This is a genomic window from Streptomyces sp. NPDC001904 (assembly GCF_040297005.1).
Lineage (GTDB): Bacteria > Actinomycetota > Actinomycetes > Streptomycetales > Streptomycetaceae > Streptomyces.
This window is the reverse complement of sequence record NZ_JBEOYI010000003.1, coordinates 145,577-163,052: the sequence shown is the minus strand read 5'-3', so window position 1 is coordinate 163,052 and position 17,476 is coordinate 145,577. Positions and strand designations below refer to the sequence as shown.

Annotated in this window: 11 protein-coding genes and 2 tRNA genes; 10 read left to right on the top strand and 3 right to left on the bottom strand. The window is 72.3% G+C overall.

What is annotated here, in order from left to right; translation table 11 throughout:
* Positions 1 to 38 precede the first annotated feature (38 nt).
* Genes ABT127_RS05565 through ABT127_RS05555 form a run of 3 tightly spaced genes read right to left on the bottom strand, consistent with a single transcriptional unit; the run spans position 39 to position 5,135 of the window.
* Entirely contained in the window at positions 39 to 2,192 is a 2,154-nt protein-coding gene (locus ABT127_RS05565; protein ID WP_351444870.1) for an acetate--CoA ligase family protein, read from the bottom strand.
* A 3-nt stretch (positions 2,193 to 2,195) separates the two neighbouring features.
* Entirely contained in the window at positions 2,196 to 3,425 is a 1,230-nt protein-coding gene (gene frc, locus ABT127_RS05560; RefSeq protein ID WP_351444869.1) for a formyl-CoA transferase, read from the bottom strand.
* Between the two features lie 12 nt (positions 3,426 to 3,437).
* The gene (locus ABT127_RS05555) at positions 3,438 to 5,135 is read right to left on the bottom strand and encodes a thiamine pyrophosphate-binding protein (protein WP_351444867.1); all 1,698 of its coding nucleotides are present in this window, start codon (positions 5,133 to 5,135) and stop codon (positions 3,438 to 3,440) included.
* A 188-nt stretch (positions 5,136 to 5,323) separates the two neighbouring features.
* Here ABT127_RS05555 and sucC point away from each other — a divergent pair, with 188 nt between their 5' ends.
* From sucC to ABT127_RS05505, 10 genes are all read left to right on the top strand, one after another.
* Positions 5,324 to 6,457, top strand: coding sequence for an ADP-forming succinate--CoA ligase subunit beta (gene sucC / locus ABT127_RS05550; RefSeq protein WP_351444865.1), 1,134 nt, complete (start codon positions 5,324 to 5,326; stop codon positions 6,455 to 6,457).
* Positions 6,458 to 6,468: 11 nt separating this feature from the next.
* Positions 6,469 to 7,353 (top strand): succinate--CoA ligase subunit alpha, encoded by an 885-nt coding sequence (sucD, locus tag ABT127_RS05545; RefSeq protein ID WP_351444863.1) that lies wholly within the window; start codon positions 6,469 to 6,471, stop codon positions 7,351 to 7,353.
* A 141-nt stretch (positions 7,354 to 7,494) separates the two neighbouring features.
* Positions 7,495 to 9,030 carry an aldehyde dehydrogenase family protein gene (locus ABT127_RS05540; protein WP_351444861.1) on the top strand — a complete coding sequence of 512 codons (1,536 nt, stop codon included), beginning with the start codon at positions 7,495 to 7,497 and terminating at the stop codon, positions 9,028 to 9,030.
* A 216-nt stretch (positions 9,031 to 9,246) separates the two neighbouring features.
* Positions 9,247 to 9,331: transfer RNA gene (locus ABT127_RS05535), tRNA-Leu, on the top strand.
* Positions 9,332 to 9,504: 173 nt separating this feature from the next.
* A tRNA-Leu gene (locus ABT127_RS05530) sits at positions 9,505 to 9,592 on the top strand.
* Between the two features lie 221 nt (positions 9,593 to 9,813).
* Positions 9,814 to 11,445 (top strand): ABC transporter substrate-binding protein, encoded by a 1,632-nt coding sequence (locus tag ABT127_RS05525; RefSeq protein ID WP_351444859.1) that lies wholly within the window; start codon positions 9,814 to 9,816, stop codon positions 11,443 to 11,445.
* Between the two features lie 123 nt (positions 11,446 to 11,568).
* Positions 11,569 to 13,623 carry a prolyl oligopeptidase family serine peptidase gene (locus tag ABT127_RS05520; protein ID WP_351444858.1) on the top strand — a complete coding sequence of 685 codons (2,055 nt, stop codon included), beginning with the start codon at positions 11,569 to 11,571 and terminating at the stop codon, positions 13,621 to 13,623.
* A complete protein-coding gene (locus tag ABT127_RS05515) occupies positions 13,620 to 14,684 on the top strand; it encodes an ABC transporter permease (RefSeq protein WP_351444856.1) in 1,065 nt (354 codons plus the stop codon). The genes ABT127_RS05520 and ABT127_RS05515 overlap by 4 nt, the downstream gene beginning before the upstream one ends.
* The gene (locus ABT127_RS05510) at positions 14,681 to 15,538 is read left to right on the top strand and encodes an ABC transporter permease (protein ID WP_351444854.1); all 858 of its coding nucleotides are present in this window, start codon (positions 14,681 to 14,683) and stop codon (positions 15,536 to 15,538) included. The genes ABT127_RS05515 and ABT127_RS05510 overlap by 4 nt, the downstream gene beginning before the upstream one ends.
* On the top strand, positions 15,538 to 17,442 hold the full coding sequence (locus tag ABT127_RS05505) for an ABC transporter ATP-binding protein (RefSeq protein WP_351444852.1): 1,905 nt from the start codon (positions 15,538 to 15,540) through the stop codon (positions 17,440 to 17,442). Before ABT127_RS05510 ends, ABT127_RS05505 begins: the two co-directional genes overlap by 1 nt.
* Positions 17,443 to 17,476: the final 34 nt, after the last annotated feature.

The window sequence follows — 17,476 nt, the reverse complement described above, 5'->3', positions numbered from 1 at the left end:
CCCGACGCGCACCGCCGGCGGACCCACCACGGGTCACCTCATCGACCGCCCCCCATCAGCCCCGCCGCGCGGGCCCACCGGTACTTGGCCCCGAGCACCGCGACCGGCTTCTCGGTCGTGTACGGGTAGGCGACCACGCCCCGCTCGAACAGGTACTGGCACGCCTCCTCGACCTCGACGTCCCCGGCCAGCGAGGCGACCACCGGCTTCTCGACGCCGCGCTCCCGGAACTCCGCCACGACCCGGGCCGTTACCTCCGCAAAGACCATGGGAGGGGTGACGATGGTGTGCCAGTAGCCGAGCACGAGCGCGTGAATGCGCGGATCCTCCAGACCGAGCCGGATCGTCGCCTCGTACGTCGACGGGGGTTCGCCGCCCGTGATGTCGACGGGATTGCCCGCGGCGCCGAAGGGCGGGATGAAGGCCCGGAAGGCGGCGTCCAGATCGTCCGGGATCTCCATGAGGTGAAGTCCGTTGTCCGTCACCGCGTCCGAGAGCAGGACCCCGGAGCCGCCCGCGCCGGTGATGATCACGACGTTGTCGCCCTGCGGTGTGGGCAGCACGGGCAGGGCCCGCGCGTACTCCAGCATGTCGTTCAGCCCGGGCGCCCGGATGACGCCGGCCTGCCGGAGGATGTCGTCGTACACGGCGTCGTCGCCCGCGAGCGCGCCCGTGTGCGACCCGGCGGCCTTCGCACCGGCCGCCGTACGGCCCGCCTTCAGGACGACCACGGGCTTCCTGGGCACCGTCGCCCGAGCGGCCTCCACGAAGGCGCGCCCGTCCTTCAGGTCCTCCAGATGCATCGCGATGCACTGGGTGTGCGGGTCCTCGCCGAACCAGGTGAGGAAGTCGTCCTCGTCCAGGTCCGACTTGTTGCCGAGGCCCACGATCGCCGACACACCGGTCCTGGTGGTGCGCGCGAAGCCGAGGATCGCCATCCCGATGCCCCCGGACTGCGAGGTCAGAGCGACCCCGCCCTTCACGTCGTACGGGGTGCAGAACGTGGCGCACAGGTCCTGCCACGTCGAGTAGTAGCCGTAGATGTTCGGCCCCAGGAGCCGTACGCCGTGCCGCTCCGCGATCGCCACGATCTCGTCCTGGAGCGCCTGTTCACCGGTCTCCGCGAAGCCGGAAGGGATCAGCACCGCGTTCGGGACACCCTTGCGCCCCACCTCCTCCAAGGCCGCTGCCACGAACTTGGCGGGGATCGCGAAGACCGCCACATCCACCTCACCGGGGACGTCCGTGACACTCTTGTACGCCTTGCGGCCCAGGATGTCATCGGCCCTGGGGTTCACCGGATGGATCTCCCCGGAGAAGCCGCCGTCGACGAGGTTGCGCATCACCGAATTGCCGATCTTCCCCTGCTCGTTGGAGGCCCCGATCACGGCCACCGACCGCGGCTGCATGAGACGCCGCATGCTGGTCAGGATCTGCTCGCGCGTGTAGGTGCGCCGCCGTGCGGCCGTGCCCTCGGAGAGGATCACCCGGATGTCCGCCGCGACCGCGCCCTCGGGCGTCGCGATCACCGGGTTGAGATCGACCTCCGCGATCTCGGGGAAGTCGTCGACCAGCCGGGAGACCCGGCGGATCTGCTCGGCGAGCGCCCACCGGTCGACGCCCCGGGCACCGCGCACTCCGCGCAGCACCTCGGCCGCCCTGATGGAGTCGAGCATCCCGACGGCCTCGTCGGCGTCGACGGGCGCGAGCCGGAACGTGACGTCCTTCAGGACCTCGACCAGCACACCGCCGAGCCCGAAGGCGACGACCTTGCCGAACGTCGGGTCGGTGACCGCCCCGACGATGACCTCCTGGGTGTCGTTGCCGGTCGGCAGCATCTCCTGCACCTGGATGCCCTCGATCCGGGCGTCCGGCGCGTACGCGCGCGCGTTGTCGATGATCCGGTGGAACGCGGCCCGGACGTCGGCAGCGCCCTCCACCCCCACCACGACGCCGCCCGCGTCGGTCTTGTGCAGGATGTCGGGGGAGACGATCTTCAGCACCACCGGTTTGCCGAAGCGGGCGGCTGCCGCCACCGCCTCGTCGACATCGGCCGCCAGCTCCTCGCCGGGGACGGCTATCCCGTACGCGTCGGCGATCACCTTGCCCTCGGGCGCGGTGAGCGCCGTGCGTCCCTCGGCCCGCACCGTGTCGACCAGCGCCCGCACCGTGAGCGTCCTGTCCTCGGCCATCAATCAGATCACCCCGTTCGACTTGAGCAGGCGCAGCTCCTCGTCACCGAGGCCGAGTTCGCCGATGAAGACCTCTTCGTTGTGCTCACCGAGCAGAGGCGAACTGCTGACGTCCACGGGGGAGTCGGAGAGCTTGAGCGGGGAGCCGACGGTGGTGAAGGTCCCGCGCTGCGGATGCGGCACCTCGACGACCATCTCGTTGGCCGCCAGGGAGGCGTCCTCGATGATCTCCTTGGTGGACAGGATCGGCCCGCAGGGGATGTTGTGGGCGTTGAGCTGCTCCAGGACGCCCCACTTGGGCAGCGTCGAGGACCACTCCTCGATCAGCTGGAACATCTTGGTGAGCTGCGGCAGCCGCGCCTCCGGAGTCGCCCACTCGGGATCGTCGGCGAGTTCCGGGCGCCCGATGAGCCGGGTGAGCGGCTCCCAGCCGACCGGCTGCACGATGACGTACACGTAGTCGTTGGGCCCGCCCGGCGCGCACTTCACGGCCCAGCCGGGCTGACCGCCGCCCGACGCGTTGCCGGAGCGGGGCACCTCGTCGCCGAAGTCGTCGTTCGGATACTCGGCGAGCGGCCCGTGTGCGAGCCGCTGCTGGTCGCGCAGCTTGACCCGGCACAGGTTGAGGACCGCGTGCTGCATGGCGACGTTCACCCGCTGCCCGCGCCCGGTGTTCTCCCGCTGGAACAGGGCGGCCAGGATGCCGGCCACGGCGTGGACGCCGGTGCCCGAGTCGCCGATCTGCGCGCCGGTGGCGAGCGGGGGTCCGTCCTCGAAGCCGGTGGTGGACATCGATCCGCCCATCGCCTGGGCGACGACCTCGTACGCCTTGAAGTTGGTGTACGGGCCTTCACCGAAGCCCTTGATGGAGGCGTAGACGATCCGCGGGTTGATCTCCTGGATGCGGTCCCAGGTGAAGCCCATGCGGTCCACGGCGCCCGGCCCGAAGTTCTCGACCATGACGTCCGACCGGCGGATCAGCTCGGTCAGGAGTTCCTTGCCGCGATCGGACTTGGTGTTGAGGGTGATGCTCCGCTTGTTGCAGTTGAGCATGGTGAAGTACAGGGAGTCGACGTCCGGAATATCGCGCAACTGCTTGCGCGTGATGTCCCCGGTCGGTGCCTCCAGCTTGATGACGTCGGCGCCGAGCCACGCGAGGAGCTGGGTGGCGGAGGGGCCCGACTGGACGTGGGTCATGTCGAGGACGCGGATGCCTTCGAGGGCCTTGGTCACGAGGGACTCACCTCACTTGTACATCGTCTGGTTCATGGTTCCGGGGGCGTACGCGTCCGGATCGACCCAGACGTTGATCAGGGACGGCTTGCCCGACTCGCGCGCGCGGCGCAGCGCCGGACCGATGTCGGCCGGGTCGCGGACCTCTTCGCCGTAACCGCCCAGCATCTGGGCGAACTTGTCGTAGTGGACGTCGCCGAGGGTGTTGCCGACCCGCTCGCGCGCGTCGCCGTACTTGGCCTTCTGGCCGTACCGGATCTGGTTCATCGAGGAGTTGTTGCCGACGATCCCGACGAAGGGCAGGTCGTAGCGCACGAGCGTCTCGAAGTCCCAGCCCGTGAGGGAGAACGCGCCGTCGCCGAAGAGCGCCACGACCTCCTTGTCGGGCCGCGCCTGCTTGGCGGCGAGGACGAACGGGATGCCGACACCGAGGGTGCCGAGCGGTCCCGGATCCATCCAGTGTCCGGGCGACTTGGGCTGGACGACCTGACCGGAGAAGGTGACGATGTCGCCCCCGTCGCCGATGTAGATCGAGTCCTCGGTGAGGAAGTCGTTGATCTCGCTGACCAGGCGGTACGGATGGATGGGGGAGGCGTCGGAGCGCAGGTTCGGCAGCCGCTTCTCGATGGCGGTCTGCTCGGCGGCGCGCAGCTCGTCGAGCCATTCCTTGCGCCGGGTGGCACCCCCGTTGATCCGTCCCGAGGCGGCCTCGGTGACGGACTTCAGGACCAGGCCGGCGTCGCCGACGATCCCGAGGTCGATGTCGCGGTTCTTGCCGACGGTGCGGTAGTCGAGGTCGATCTGGACGACGGTCGCGTCCGGCGACAGCCGCTTGCCGTAGCCCATCCGGAAGTCGAAGGGTGTGCCGACGATGACGATGAGGTCGGCGTTGGAGAACGCGTAGCGGCGCGACAGCTGGAAGTGGTGCGGGTCGCCGGGCGGCAGGGTGCCGCGGCCCGCACCGTTCATGTAGGCGGGCACGTTCAGTGCGCGCACCAGCTCGATGGCGGCCTGTGTGCCGCGCGTCGTCCACACCTGGCTGCCGAGCAGGATCGCCGGCTTCTCGGCGTGCACCAGCAGGTCGGCGAGTTTCTCGACCGCCTCCGGATCGCCGGCCGACCTGGTGGAGGCGCGATAGTGACCCGCCTTCGGGACGCGCGCCTTGTCCACCGACACCCTGGCGTCGAGCACGTCACGGGGTATCTCCAGGAAGGAGGGCCCGGGCGCCCCGTGATAACACTCGCGGAACGCCATGGACACCATGTCGGCCGCGCGCGCGGTGTCCGGCACCGTCGCCGCGAACTTGGTGATCGGCGTCATCATGTCGACGTGCGGCAGGTCCTGCAGCGAGCCCATCTTGTGCTGCGTGTGCGCTCCCTGACCGCCGATGAGCAGCATCGGTGACTCCGCGCGGAAGGCGTTCGCGACACCGGTGACGGCGTCCGTGGTGCCGGGGCCAGCCGTGACCACCGCGCATCCCGGCTTGCCGGTGATCCGCGCGTATCCGTCCGCCGCGTGGGCGGCGACCTGTTCGTGGCGTACGTCGACGACCTCGATGCCCTCGTCGACGCAACCGTCGTAGATGTCGATGATGTGGCCGCCGCACAGGGTGTAGATGACCTCCACCCCCTCGGCCTTCAGTGCCTTGGCGACCAGATGACCTCCGGAGATCTGCTCCTGGCCGTTGTCCGCGGTGGACGACTGGGGCATGGCGAAATCCCGTCCCTTCGTAGGGGATTGGCGAGCCGCTTCGGCCGAGGTTCTGCACGGCTGGAGCACGGCTCTCGTGCGTCGCTCGTACATTGCATACAGTCGACGAATACTGTATGAACCTTGTTATCCCGCATCCGGTGGGTGGTGTCCAGGGGGCGTGCGGCACTTTCAGATCAGGAGCCGAAATGGACCTGTACGAACACCAGGCAAGGGAACTCTTCGCGGAACACGGCATCGTGGTGCCGCGCGCGGAGATCACCGACTCCCCGAAGGAAGCGCGCGGGATCGCCCGCGGGCTCGGCGGGCGCGTCGTCGTCAAAGCCCAGGTCAAGACCGGTGGACGGGGCAAGGCGGGCGGCGTCAGGATGGCCGCCGACCCGGCCGCCGCCGAGCTCACCGCACGCCAGATCCTCGGGATGGACATCAAGGGCCACACCGTCGGCACGGTGATGCTGGCCCAACCGGTCGACATAGCGGACGAGTTCTACGTCTCCTACGTGCTCGACCGTGCCGCCGGCACCTTCCTCGCCATCGCGTCCGCCGAGGGCGGCACGGAGATCGAGGAGGTCGCCGCCGCACGGCCCGAGGCCGTCGCCCGGATCCCGGTCGACCCGGCGGAGGGCGTCACCACGGCCACGGCCGCCCGGATCGCCGCAGCCGCCGGCCTGCCACCGCAGACCGTCGACGTCCTCGTACGCCTCTGGAACGTCCTCACCCGCGAGGACGCCGTCCTGGTGGAGGTGAACCCCCTGGTGCGCACCGCGCAGGGGCAGATCCTCGCGCTCGACGGCAAGGTCACCCTCGACGACAACGCCCGCTTCCGGCGCAAGCGTTGGGGCGCGCAGGAGGCCACGCATCACGACCCCCTGGAGGCGGAGGCCGCCGCCAAGGGCCTGAACTACGTGAAGCTGGACGGCGAGGTCGGCATCATCGGCAACGGCGCCGGACTGGTCATGTCCACCCTCGACGTCGTCGCCGGATGCGGCGCCCGCCCCGCCAACTTCCTCGACATCGGCGGCGGCGCCTCGGCCCGCACGATGGCCGACGGACTCGACGTCATCCTCTCCGACCCGTCCGTGAGATCCGTCCTCGTGAACGTCTTCGGCGGCATCACCGCCTGCGACGCGGTCGCCGACGGCATCGTCCGTGCCCTGGACAGCGTCCGGTTGACCAAGCCGCTCGTCGTCCGGCTCGACGGCAACAACGCCGCCCGCGGCCGTGCCGTCCTCGACGCCCGCGCCCACCCGCTGATCCAGCAGGCGACCACCATGGACGGCGCCGCGCGCCGCGCCGCCGAACTCGCGACCGACACCGACTGAGGAGCCGGGACATGGCCATCTATCTCACCAAGGAGAGCAGGGTCCTCGTCCAGGGCATGACGGGTGCCGAAGGCATGAAGCACACCCGCCGCATGCTCGCCGCGGGCACGAACGTGGTCGGCGGAGTCAACCCCCGCAAGGCCGGCCGCACCGTCGACTTCGACGACCGCACCGTCCCCGTGTTCGGCAGCGTCGCGGACGGCGTCGCCCGTACCGGCGCCGACGTCACCGTCATCTTCGTGCCGCCCGCCTTCGCCAAGGCCGCCGTCGTCGAGGCCGCCGACGCCCGCATCCCCCTCGCCGTCGTCATCACCGAGGGCATCCCGGTGCACGACTCCGTCGCCTTCCACGCGTACGCCCGGAGCAAGGGCACCCGCGTCATCGGGCCCAACTGCCCGGGCCTGATCACACCGGGCGGGTCCAACGCGGGCATCATCCCCGCCGACATCACCAAACCCGGCCGGATCGGACTCGTCTCCAAGTCCGGCACCCTCACCTACCAACTCATGTACGAACTCCGGGACATCGGCTTCTCGACATGTGTCGGCATCGGCGGCGACCCCGTCGTCGGCACCAGCCACATCGACTGCCTCGGCGCGTTCCAGAACGATCCGGAGACCGAACTGGTCGTCCTCATCGGGGAGATCGGGGGTGACGCCGAGGAGCGGGCGGCGGCGTACATCCGCGACCACGTCACCAAGCCCGTCGTCGCCTACATCGCCGGGTTCACCGCCCCCGAAGGCAGGACCATGGGGCACGCCGGGGCCATCGTCTCCGGCTCCTCCGGCACCGCTCAGGCCAAGAAGGAGGCGCTGGAAGAGGCCGGTGTACGGGTCGGTTCGACACCGACCGAGACGGCCCGGCTCGTGACGGAACGCCTCGCCGACGGCGAGTGACGCGATTCATACGTGCCGGCCGCCGTTCCCCGTACGGTCCTTGGCATACGGGAGGTGCCCAGCGGGCACCTCCCGTCCACAGCACCAACAGCCAGCAAGACGCCCGCCCCGACTGTGCACCGTGAGCGGAGACCGAACGCAATGGCAACCACCCTCAAAGCAGGAACGTCCTGGAACGACGCCTGGCAGCGCTGCCTCGGCGCGGCCCCCGAGGCCTTCCGTGACGACCGTGTCCTCAACTTCTGGAACGGCGAATGGCAGGCCGACGGCCGTACGCTGCCCGCCACCACCCCCGTCGACGGCAGCCCCGTCGTCGGCCCGCCGCGCCTCGACGCCGACACCGCCCACCAGGCCGTACGCGCCTCCCTCGACCAGCACCGCGCCTGGCGGCACGTCCCGCTGCCCGAGCGCCGCGCCCGCGTCGCCGCCACCCTCGACGCCCTCACCCAGCACCGCGACCTGCTCGCCCTGCTCCTCGTCTGGGAGATCGGAAAGCCGTGGCGGCTCGCCCGGGCCGACGTGGACCGGGCCATCGACGGAGTGCGCTGGTACGTCGACGGCATCGACGAACTCCTCGGTGACCGCACGCCGTTGGCCGGACCGGTCTCCAACATCGCCAGCTGGAACTATCCGATGAGCGTGCTCGTTCACGCCATGCTGGTGCAGGCACTGGCAGGGAACGCGGTCATCGCCAAGACCCCGACCGACGGCGGTGTCTCCTGTCTGACCCTGGCCTGCGCCCTCGCCGCCCGCGAGGGGATTCCCGTCACGCTCGTCAGCGGCAGCGGCGGGCAGCTCTCCCAGGCGCTGGTGCGGGCGCCCGAGATCGGCTGCGTCTCCTTCGTCGGCGGACGCGACACCGGCGCCGCCGTGGCCACGGCCGTCGCCGACCTCGGCAAGCGGCACATCCTCGAACAGGAAGGACTCAACACCTGGGGCATCTGGAACCACACGGACTGGGACGGGCTGGCGGCCGTGATCCCCAAGCTCTTCGACTACGGCAAGCAGCGCTGCACCGCCTACCCGCGGTTCGTCGTGCAGCGTGACGCCTTCGACGCGTTCCTCGCCGCGTACCTGCCCGCGGTACGCACCCTGCGCGTCGGACACCCGCTCGCCGTCGAGAACGCCGAGGACCCCTACCCGCAGCTCGACTTCGGCCCGCTCATCAACACGGCCAAGGCCAAGGAACTCACCGACCAGGTCGGCGAGGCGATCGACCGCGGGGCCGTGCCGCTGCACCGCGCCGCTCCCGACCCGGACCGCTTCCTGCCCGGCCAGGACACCAGCGCCTACGTCCACCCGGTGACACTCCTCGGCCCGCCCCCGTCCTCACCGCTGCACCACGCCGAACCCTTCGGCCCGGTCGACACCATCGTGCTGGTCGACACGGAGGCGGAGTTGCTCGCGGCGATGAACGCGTCGAACGGCGCCCTGGTCGCGACCCTCTCCACCGACGACGAGGAGACCTACGAGCGGCTCGCCCCGCAGATCCGCGCCTTCAAGGTCGGCCACGGCAAGCCCCGCTCGCGCGGCGACCGGGACGAGCTGTTCGGCGGTTTCGGGGCGTCCTGGCGCGGCGCGTTCGTCGGCGGGGAGCTGCTGGTGCGCGCCGTCACGCAGGGGCCGGCGGGGGAGCGGTTGCCGGGGAACTTCCCCGACTACCACCTGATGCCGTGACCACTCGGCCGGCGGCCTAGCGGGAGATCCGCCCACCGACGACGAAACCCGAGGTCGAAGCCCCTTTCCGTGCGCTGACGCGACCAAGTGATCACACACGGTAAAGGGGTGCCGGGCGGGCTCCCGGTGGGCGGATACACGGGTGAAGGGCGCCCCGAAGTCTTGGTATTGTTGTCCATGTCGCCGCGGGCAACGCCTCGCGAGCGCCGACACCTTGTCCGGGTGGCGGAATGGCAGACGCGCTAGCTTGAGGTGCTAGTGCCCTTTATCGGGCGTGGGGGTTCAAGTCCCCCCTCGGACACACAGAGCCGCGACAGCGGCCGGGAGTGCCGATCGGAAGAGATTCCGGTCGGCACTTCTGCGTTTGCGCCGAAGCCCTCCAGGGTGGGTGTTTATGCAGGTGAGAGGTGCTCCGAAGTCTTGGTATCGTTGTCCGTGTCGCCGCGGGCAACGCCCCGTGAGCGCCGACACCTTGTCCGGGTGGCGGAATGGCAGACGCGCTAGCTTGAGGTGCTAGTGCCCTTTATCGGGCGTGGGGGTTCAAGTCCCCCCTCGGACACCAGCAGTACTCAGTTTTCGACAGGCCCCGGCCGGGATCACTCCCGGCCGGGGCTTTTTGCTGCCCGCCCATCCGCGCCCACCCGCCCGTCTGCTGGCCCCCTCCGTCGGCCCCTCTGAAGTCGATAAGCCGACCTTTGACATCCCCCAAGCCCTGCGTATACCGTCCACGCCCAGATGGGCTCGCGCAGTGGACGCGCGAGTCAGTGGCGATAGGTGGACACGGTGAACTCCGAGGTGGGCGGACGGTTCAGCAGGCGTGGAGTGCTGCGGGTGGCGGGAGCGGGCGCCGGTGTGCTCGCCGCGTCCGTGGTCGTCTCCGCGTGTTCGCCCCAGCGCAAGGACGGCGGCGCCCGCGGGACGGCCGCCCGGGGCACGGACACGCCCGTCGAGAAGCTCACCCTGGCGCTGCCCTCGTCGCTCTCCAGCCTGGACATCAGCCGTGAGGCCGGCATTCTCAACTACCTGGTGGCCGCGCTCGTCCAGGAGTCCCTGCTCGCGGTGGGCCCCACCGGAGAGCTGGAGCCCGGGCTCGCCGCGTCCTGGAAGCAGCCCGACGCCAAGACGTACGTCTACACACTGCGCTCCGGCGCCGCGTTCTCCGACGGCGCCGAGGTCACCACCGACGACGTCATCGCCTCCATCGAGGCCGCCCGCGCCGAGGGCAGCGCCCTCGCCTACGCCTGGGCGAACGTGGCCTCGGTGAAGGCCACCGGCGACCGCGAGATCACGATCAGGCTCAAGGCGGCGGACGCCGCGTTCGCCTGGACGCCGACACCCGGCACCCTGCTCATCAGCAGCAAGGCGTTCCTGGCCGAGAACAAGGGCAAGGTCGGCACCGCCAAGACCCTGCTCCTCGGCACCGGCGCCTACAAGGTGACCTCCTTCGTGCCCGACGACCACGTACAACTGGAGCGCAACGGCGCCTGGTGGGGCGACACCCCCTCGGTGCGGACGCTGAAGCTGTCGTTCATCCCCGACGCGGGCACCCGTCTCGTGGCCATGAAGTCCGGTTCCGTCGACGGAGCCCTGAACCTGCCCTCCGACGAGGCCCGCAGCTGGGAGTCGACGGCCGAGGTCACCTACACCGGCGACCGTTCCGTCGTCGCGCTGGCCTTCGACACCGCCAAGGCCCCCTTCGACGACGTGCACGTGCGCCGCGCGTTCGCGTACGCCGCCGACCGGTCCGGCATGGTCCGCGGCATCCTGCACGGCAAGGCCGAGGTCGCCTCGACGCTCGTGTCCCCGCAGATGTGGGGCGACCTGCTCGACGAGGGCAAGGTTAAGCGCGGTTACGCGGCGCTGCCCGCCTTCGACCACAGCATCGAGGCCGCCCGGGCCGAGCTGGCCAAGTCGCGGCACAAGGACGGCTTCAGCCTCGACCTCTCGTACCCCAACAGCGGCCCGCAACTCGGCAAGGCGGCGCTCGCCCTCGCCGACGCGCTCAAGGAGCTGGGCATCACGCTCAAGGTCAAGGAGGTCACGCTGGAGCAGTGGATCGCCGATCTGGTGCCGGGCAAGAAGCCGCTGCAGTTCCTGTGGTACTTCCCCGTGACCGGCGACCCGGCCGAGCTGACGGACTCCTACCTCGCGAGCGCGGCCTCGGCGACGAACCTGCCGCACTTCGAGAACGCCGACGTCGACGACGCGCTGGCCCGCGCCAGGACCGAGACCGACAAGGCCGAGCGCGGCCGCCTGCTCCTCGGCGCGCTCCAGGACGCGGCGCCCGAACTGCCGTACCTGCCGCTGTGGTGGGCGCAGACGGCCACGGCCCTCGCGCCCGAGTACGTGCTCGAGGAGCCCGGAGCGTTCGCCCTCGTCGGACCCTGGGCGGCCCGCGTCAAGAAGACCGCCTGACCGACCGTCCGAGCCCCGGCCCGACGGCCGGACCGCCCCCTCGACCGCGTGTGCCGGGTGCACTCCTCACCCCCTCCCGCGCCCGGCACACGCACCCCATCCGGCACCACGAACGGAACGAGCATGCCCCGCCCCGCCCCCTCTCCCGTCCGCGAACGGCCCGTCCGTGAACGGCCCGCGGCAGCCGCGGTGCGGCGCGTGCTGGAGGCGGTGCTCGACCTCGACCATCCGCTGGAGGCGCGGCCGAGCCCCGACGGGCGGCAGGTGGCGGTGACGGTCGCAGGATCCGGCGGCACCCACGTCCGCCTCGTGGAGGCCGACGGACGCGAGACGGGCGGCACCCTCGCCGGACAGTTCCCGCGCTGGCTGCCCGACTCCCGCACCCTGCTGCTCGTCACCGGGTCCGACACCCCGGCCGCACTGCCCGCGCTGACCCTCTGGGACACCCTCGACGGCCGTACGACGACGCTCGCGTCGATCCCCGGCGAGACCGAGGACCTGCTCGTCGCCGACGACGGGAGCGAGGTGCTGCTGCTGGTCGCCGACGACGGCGCCGAGCGCGACGGCATGCACCTCGGGCTTCCGGTACGGCTGGGCCGGAACCCCGCCCCCGAGTCCTTCCGGCCCGACGCCGGACGCCGACGGCTGCTGCACGCCGCGCTGCCCGCCCAGCCGGAGACCGTCGTTCTGCGCGAGGCGGGCCCGCCCGGCCTCACCGTGTGGAACGTCGCCTGGCGCGGCGGCCCCCGCGCGGTCGCGACCGTCTCGCCGGAGAACCTGCCGAGCGGCTACTACCGCGGCCGGCTCGCCCACGTCGACCTCACCGACGGCAGCACCCGCACCCTCTACGCACCGCAAGGGCAGTTGGCCGCCCCCGCCCTGACCCCGGACGGCCGGCGCGCCGTCGTCGTCGAGGGGATCTCCATCGTCGCGGGGCGACCGGTCCTCGTGGACCTCGCCGACGGCACCGTCACCCGCCCGACCGCCGCCGAGGACGCCACCTGGCTGCTCCCCGACCCGCACGCGGCGGACCGGCTCCTGCTGGCGGGCTGGGCCGGAACCGGTAGCCGGATCGCACGCGTCCGCCTCGACCCCGCCGCCGACGGCGGCGCCGACGTCACGACCGTGTGGCAGGAACAGGCCGTGCTCGGCGGGCCGGCCTTCCAGCCCGCGCTCGCGCTCAGCGCCGACGGCACGCTCGCCGCGGCCGTCCTCGACGCCCCCGGCCGCCCGCCTCAGGCCGTCGTGGCGGCCACCGCCGGTCCCGACGCGTGGTCCTGGCGTCCCGTCACCGGGCTCAACCCGCACGCCGCGGCGCACACCGCACTCGCCCCGGTCCGCACCCGCGAGACCTCCTGGACCTCGGCCGACGGCCGCCCCGTGCACGGTCTCCTGCTCGACGCGCCCGGCACCCCGGCCCCCGGCATGGGCCGGACGGGCCCCCGCCCCCTGGCCGTCCTGGTGCACGGCGGTCCGTCCTGGCAGTGGTCCGCGGGACACGCCCCCGGCGACGTCCTCGGCCTCGCCCCCGCGCTCGCCGCGGCGGGCTGGCTGGTCCTGCTGCCCAACGTGCGCGGCAGCAGCGGCTACGGACTCGACCACGCCCTCGGCGTCGTCGGCGACCTCGGCCGCGGCGACCTCGACGACCTGCTGACCGGCGTCACCGCCGCCGTCGAGCGCGGCGAGGCCGCACCCGGCAGAGCCGCCGTGCTCGGCCACAGCTACGGCGGACACCTCGCCGCCACGGCCGCCCGCAGCGGCGCCTTCCGCGCCGCCGTCGTGGTCTCCGCGCCGACCGACTGGCTCAGCTTCGCCCACACCTCGAACATCGGCGGCGGCTACGAGCACACCTACGGCATCGGCGACGCCCGGACACCCGAGGGCCGCGCCGCGCTCGTCGCGAACTCGCCCGTCTTCCGCCCGGCACCCGACATCCCCGTCCTGGTGCTGCACGGCGAACGCGACCGGGTCACCCCCGTCTCCCAGGCCCACGAGCTGTACCGGGCCTGGAGCCGGGGCGGCGCGGCCCCCGTCGAACTGCACGTCTACCCCGGCGAGGGCCACGAGTTCACCGACCCCGCGCACCTCCTCGACGCGGCGGCCCGCGCCGAGGCCTGGCTCGCCCGCCACGTCGTCGGCGAGGACACCGCCCACCCTGCGAAGGACCGGACCCCGTGACCGCAGAACTCCCCGCCACCGGCGCGTCGTTCGACGGCAGGCCGCTGCCCGCGCCCCGGCTGCGCGAGCGGCTCGGCACGGCACTGCCCTGGCGCTACGTGGCCCGCCGGCTCGCCGGGACCGCGGCGCTGCTCGCCGTGCTGTCCGTTGCCGTGTTCGCCCTGGTGCGGCTCGCGCCCGGCGACCCGGCCCGCACCCTGCTCGGCGCCCGCAACGCCACCCCGGACGCGCTGGCCGCCGTACGCGCCCGGTACCGGCTCGACGAACCGCTGGCCGCACAGTACGGACACTGGCTGCTCGACGCCGTCCGCGGTGACCTCGGGGTCTCCATCCGCACCGGCGCCGACGTCTCCGCGGTGCTCGGCGACCGGCTCGCGCTCACCGTCGAACTCGTCCTGCTGGGCTTCGCCGTGGCACTCCTCGTGGGACTTCCCCTCGGCGTGCTCGCCGGGCTGCGCGCCCGTCGCACGAGCGACCGGGTGGCGCAGAGCCTCGGTGTCGTCGCCCTGTCCACGCCCGCGTTCGCCGGGGGACTGGTCCTCATCTACGTGTTCTCGCTGCTCCTCGGCTGGTTCCCCGCCTACGGCACCGGCGACGGCGGCGCGGGCGACCGGCTGCTCCACCTGGTCCTGCCCGCCGTCACCCTGGGCCTCGCCGTCACGGGTGTGCTGCTCAAACTGACCCGCACGGCGGTGATCCGCGAACTCGACCGGGAGCACGTGACCTTCGCGCGCGCCCGCGGCGTCCGCACCCGCACCGTCCTCACCCGCTACGTCCTGCGCGGCACCGTCGTACCCGTCACCACCGGCATCGGCCTGGTCCTCGCCTACCTGCTGGCGGGCACCGTGATGGTCGAGCAGGTCTACGCCCTGCCGGGGCTCGGACAACTGCTCGTCTCGTCGGTGACGTTCCGGGACGTGCCGGTCGTCCAGGCCGAGGCGCTGCTGATCGCCGCACTGATCTGTCTGGCCAACCTCGCCACCGATCTCCTCCACCCGTTGGCCGACCCGCGGCTGCGTCCCGCACCGACGGCGCCCCGCCGCGCGAAGAGGCAGGCATGACCACCGACACCCTCACCGAAGCCCCCCGCACACCCGTCCGCCGCCGGCGCCGCAGGCCCGCGCCGCTCACCCTCGTGTGCGCGGCGGTCGTGCTGCTGCTCGCCCTCGCCGCGATCGCCGGGCAGTGGATCTTCCCCGACTTCGCGGCGCAGGACCTGCTGACCGGCGCCGCCATGCCGGACGGCGCGCACCCGCTCGGCACCGACGAACTCGGCCGGGACATCGCGCAGATGGTCGTCGCGGGCGCGCGCTCGACGCTCGCCGGAGCCGCCCTCGTCGCCCTCGGATCGATGGTCATCGGCAATGTCCTCGGCCTGACCGCCGGGTATCTCGGCGGCCTCACCGACGTCCTCGTGCGCCGCTGGGCCGATCTGCTCCTCGCCCTGCCCGCCCTCCTGGTCACGCTGGTCGTGGCGGGCATCGGCGGCGGGGGCTATCTGCTGGCCGTCACCGTCCTGGTGGTGCTGACCTCGCCGGGCGACGTCCGCCTCGTCCGGTCCGCGGTCCTGGAACAGCGCCACCGCGCGTACGTGGAGGCGGCCGAGACCCTCGGACTGTCCCGCACCACCGTGATGGTCCGGCACATCTGGCCCAACGTGCTCCCGGTGGTCGTCGCGAACACCATGCTGAACTTCGCCGGCGCCATCGTCGCCCTGTCGTCCCTGTCCTTCCTCGGCCTGGGCGTGCCGCCCGGGGCTCCCGACTGGGGCCGGATGCTCGCCGAGAACCGCACGCTGCTCTACGACAACCCGTCCGCCGCGCTCGCTCCCGCGCTCGCCATCGTCGTCTCCGCCGTGGTGCTGAACCTGCTCGGCGACCGGCTCTTCGAAATCTTCTCCGACCGGAGGTCCTGATGTCTCAGCCGTCCGAGGCGACGGATCCCGGCCGGACCACCGCCACCGGAGGCGGCCCCCTGCTGGACGTCCGCGGCCTGCGCGTGATCGCCACCGCCGGTCCCGGCGACCCCGTCACCCTCCTCGACGGGATCGACCTGCGCGTCGGGCCGGGCGAGAGCGTCGCCGTCGTCGGCGAGTCCGGCAGCGGCAAGTCCCTCACCGCACGCGCCGTGGTGGGCCTGCTGCCCGAGGGCACCGCCGTCGCGGGCGGCAGCGTACGGCTGGGCGGCGAGGAGGTCCGGCACCTGCCCGAGCGGGCCCGGCACGCACTGCGCGGACGCCGCGTCACGCTGCTCATGCAGGACCCGTTCACGATGCTGCACCCGCAGCTGACCTGCGGCCGGCAGATCGCCGACGGGCTCCGCCCCGACCTGCCCGCCCTCATCGGAGCCACCGGACGCCGGGCCCGGAGCGCGGCCCGGCGCGCCGAGGTCGCCGCGCGCCTGGCCGAGGTGGGCCTCGGCCCCGAGACCGCCGACCGCTACCCGCACGAACTGTCCGGCGGCATGCGCCAGCGCGTCGCCGCCGCGGCCGCCCTGGCCGGCGACCCCGAACTGCTCATCGCCGACGAGCCCACCACCGCCCTCGACGCCGCCAACCAGCAGGCCGTCCTCGATCTGCTGCGCGGCCTCCAGCGCGACCGGGGCATGGGCCTCGTCCTGATCACCCACGACCTGCGGGTCGCCTTCTCCTCCTGCGACCGGGTCTACGTGCTGTACGCGGGCTCCGTTCTGGAGCAGGGCCGCTCCGCCGAACTCGGCGCGGATCCCCAACACCCTTACACACAGGGTCTGTTGCTTGCGGAGCCGTCCGTTCGCGAGCGCTACGAGCGGCTGCCCGTCATTCCGGGATCCGTGCCCGCTCCCGGCGGCCGGGGCGCAGGCTGCCCCTTCGCCGACCGCTGCGCCCACGCGGCCCCCGTCTGCCGCACCACCCCGGCGCGCCTGTGGCCCGAGGAATCCGGCGGAAGGCAGAACGCCTGTGTCCGCGCCGCGGAACTCGGTGACCGGCTCGCCGCGCCCCGCCCGCAGGCCACCGCCCTCGCGGAGGCGCGCACCGGCGCACCCGCCGACGACAGCCCGGCCCTGCGGCTCCAGGGCGTGCACCGCACCTTCGGCTCGGGCGGGCAGCGGCACACCGCCGTCCGTGACGTCTCCCTGAGCGTGGCGCGCGGCCGGGTCACCGCCCTCGTCGGCGAATCCGGATCGGGCAAGACCACCCTGGCCAGGATCGCCGTCGGCCTGGAGACCTTCTCCTCGGGCGCCGCCGAGGTCGGCGGCGTCCCGCTGACCCCCGGCCGCCGCCCGGCCGGTGCCGAGCGGGCCGCGCTCGCCTCCCGGGTGCAGATCGTCTTCCAGGACCCGTACTCCTCCCTCAACCCGCTGCGCACCGTCGGCACCACCCTGCGCGAGGCACTGTCCGCCGCCGGGCGGCTGGACGCGACCGGCCGCCGCGCCCGCGCCGAGCAGGCGACCGCCCTGATCGCCGAACTCCTCGCCCAGGTCGGCCTGCCCGGCCACTACGCCGACCGCAGACCGGGCGTGCTCTCCGGCGGTGAACGCCAACGCGTCGCCGTCGCCCGGGCGTTGGCTGTCCGCCCGGAGCTGCTGATCTGCGACGAGGCGGTCGCCGCCCTCGATGTTTCGGTGCAGGCCCAACTCCTCAACCTGCTGGCCGATCTGCGCCGCGCACAAGGGTTCGCGGTGCTGTTCATCACCCATGACCTCGGCGTGGTCCGGCAGATCGCCGACGACGTCGCCGTGATGTACCGCGGGGAACTCGTGGAGCACGGAACGGCCGCCGAGGTCCTGGACCGGCCCCGCCACGCGTGGACCCGGAGGATGCTCGCCGCAGCCGGCTGAACAACCGTCGCCGGACCCCCTAGACTGACGCTGA

Excerpts from the sequence above, each read along its gene's own strand:
- ABT127_RS05565 (WP_351444870.1), bottom strand. The coding sequence starts at position 2,192 with ATGGCCGAGGACAGGACGCTCACGGTGCGGGCGCTGGTCGACACGGTG.
- ABT127_RS05555 (WP_351444867.1), bottom strand. The coding sequence starts at position 5,135 with ATGCCCCAGTCGTCCACCGCGGACAACGGCCAGGAGCAGATCTCCGGA.
- sucC (WP_351444865.1), top strand. The coding sequence starts at position 5,324 with ATGGACCTGTACGAACACCAGGCAAGGGAACTCTTCGCGGAACACGGC.
- sucD (WP_351444863.1), top strand. The coding sequence starts at position 6,469 with ATGGCCATCTATCTCACCAAGGAGAGCAGGGTCCTCGTCCAGGGCATG.
- ABT127_RS05540 (WP_351444861.1), top strand. The coding sequence starts at position 7,495 with ATGGCAACCACCCTCAAAGCAGGAACGTCCTGGAACGACGCCTGGCAG.
- ABT127_RS05520 (WP_351444858.1), top strand. The coding sequence starts at position 11,569 with ATGCCCCGCCCCGCCCCCTCTCCCGTCCGCGAACGGCCCGTCCGTGAA.
- ABT127_RS05510 (WP_351444854.1), top strand. The coding sequence starts at position 14,681 with ATGACCACCGACACCCTCACCGAAGCCCCCCGCACACCCGTCCGCCGC.
- ABT127_RS05505 (WP_351444852.1), top strand. The coding sequence starts at position 15,538 with ATGTCTCAGCCGTCCGAGGCGACGGATCCCGGCCGGACCACCGCCACC.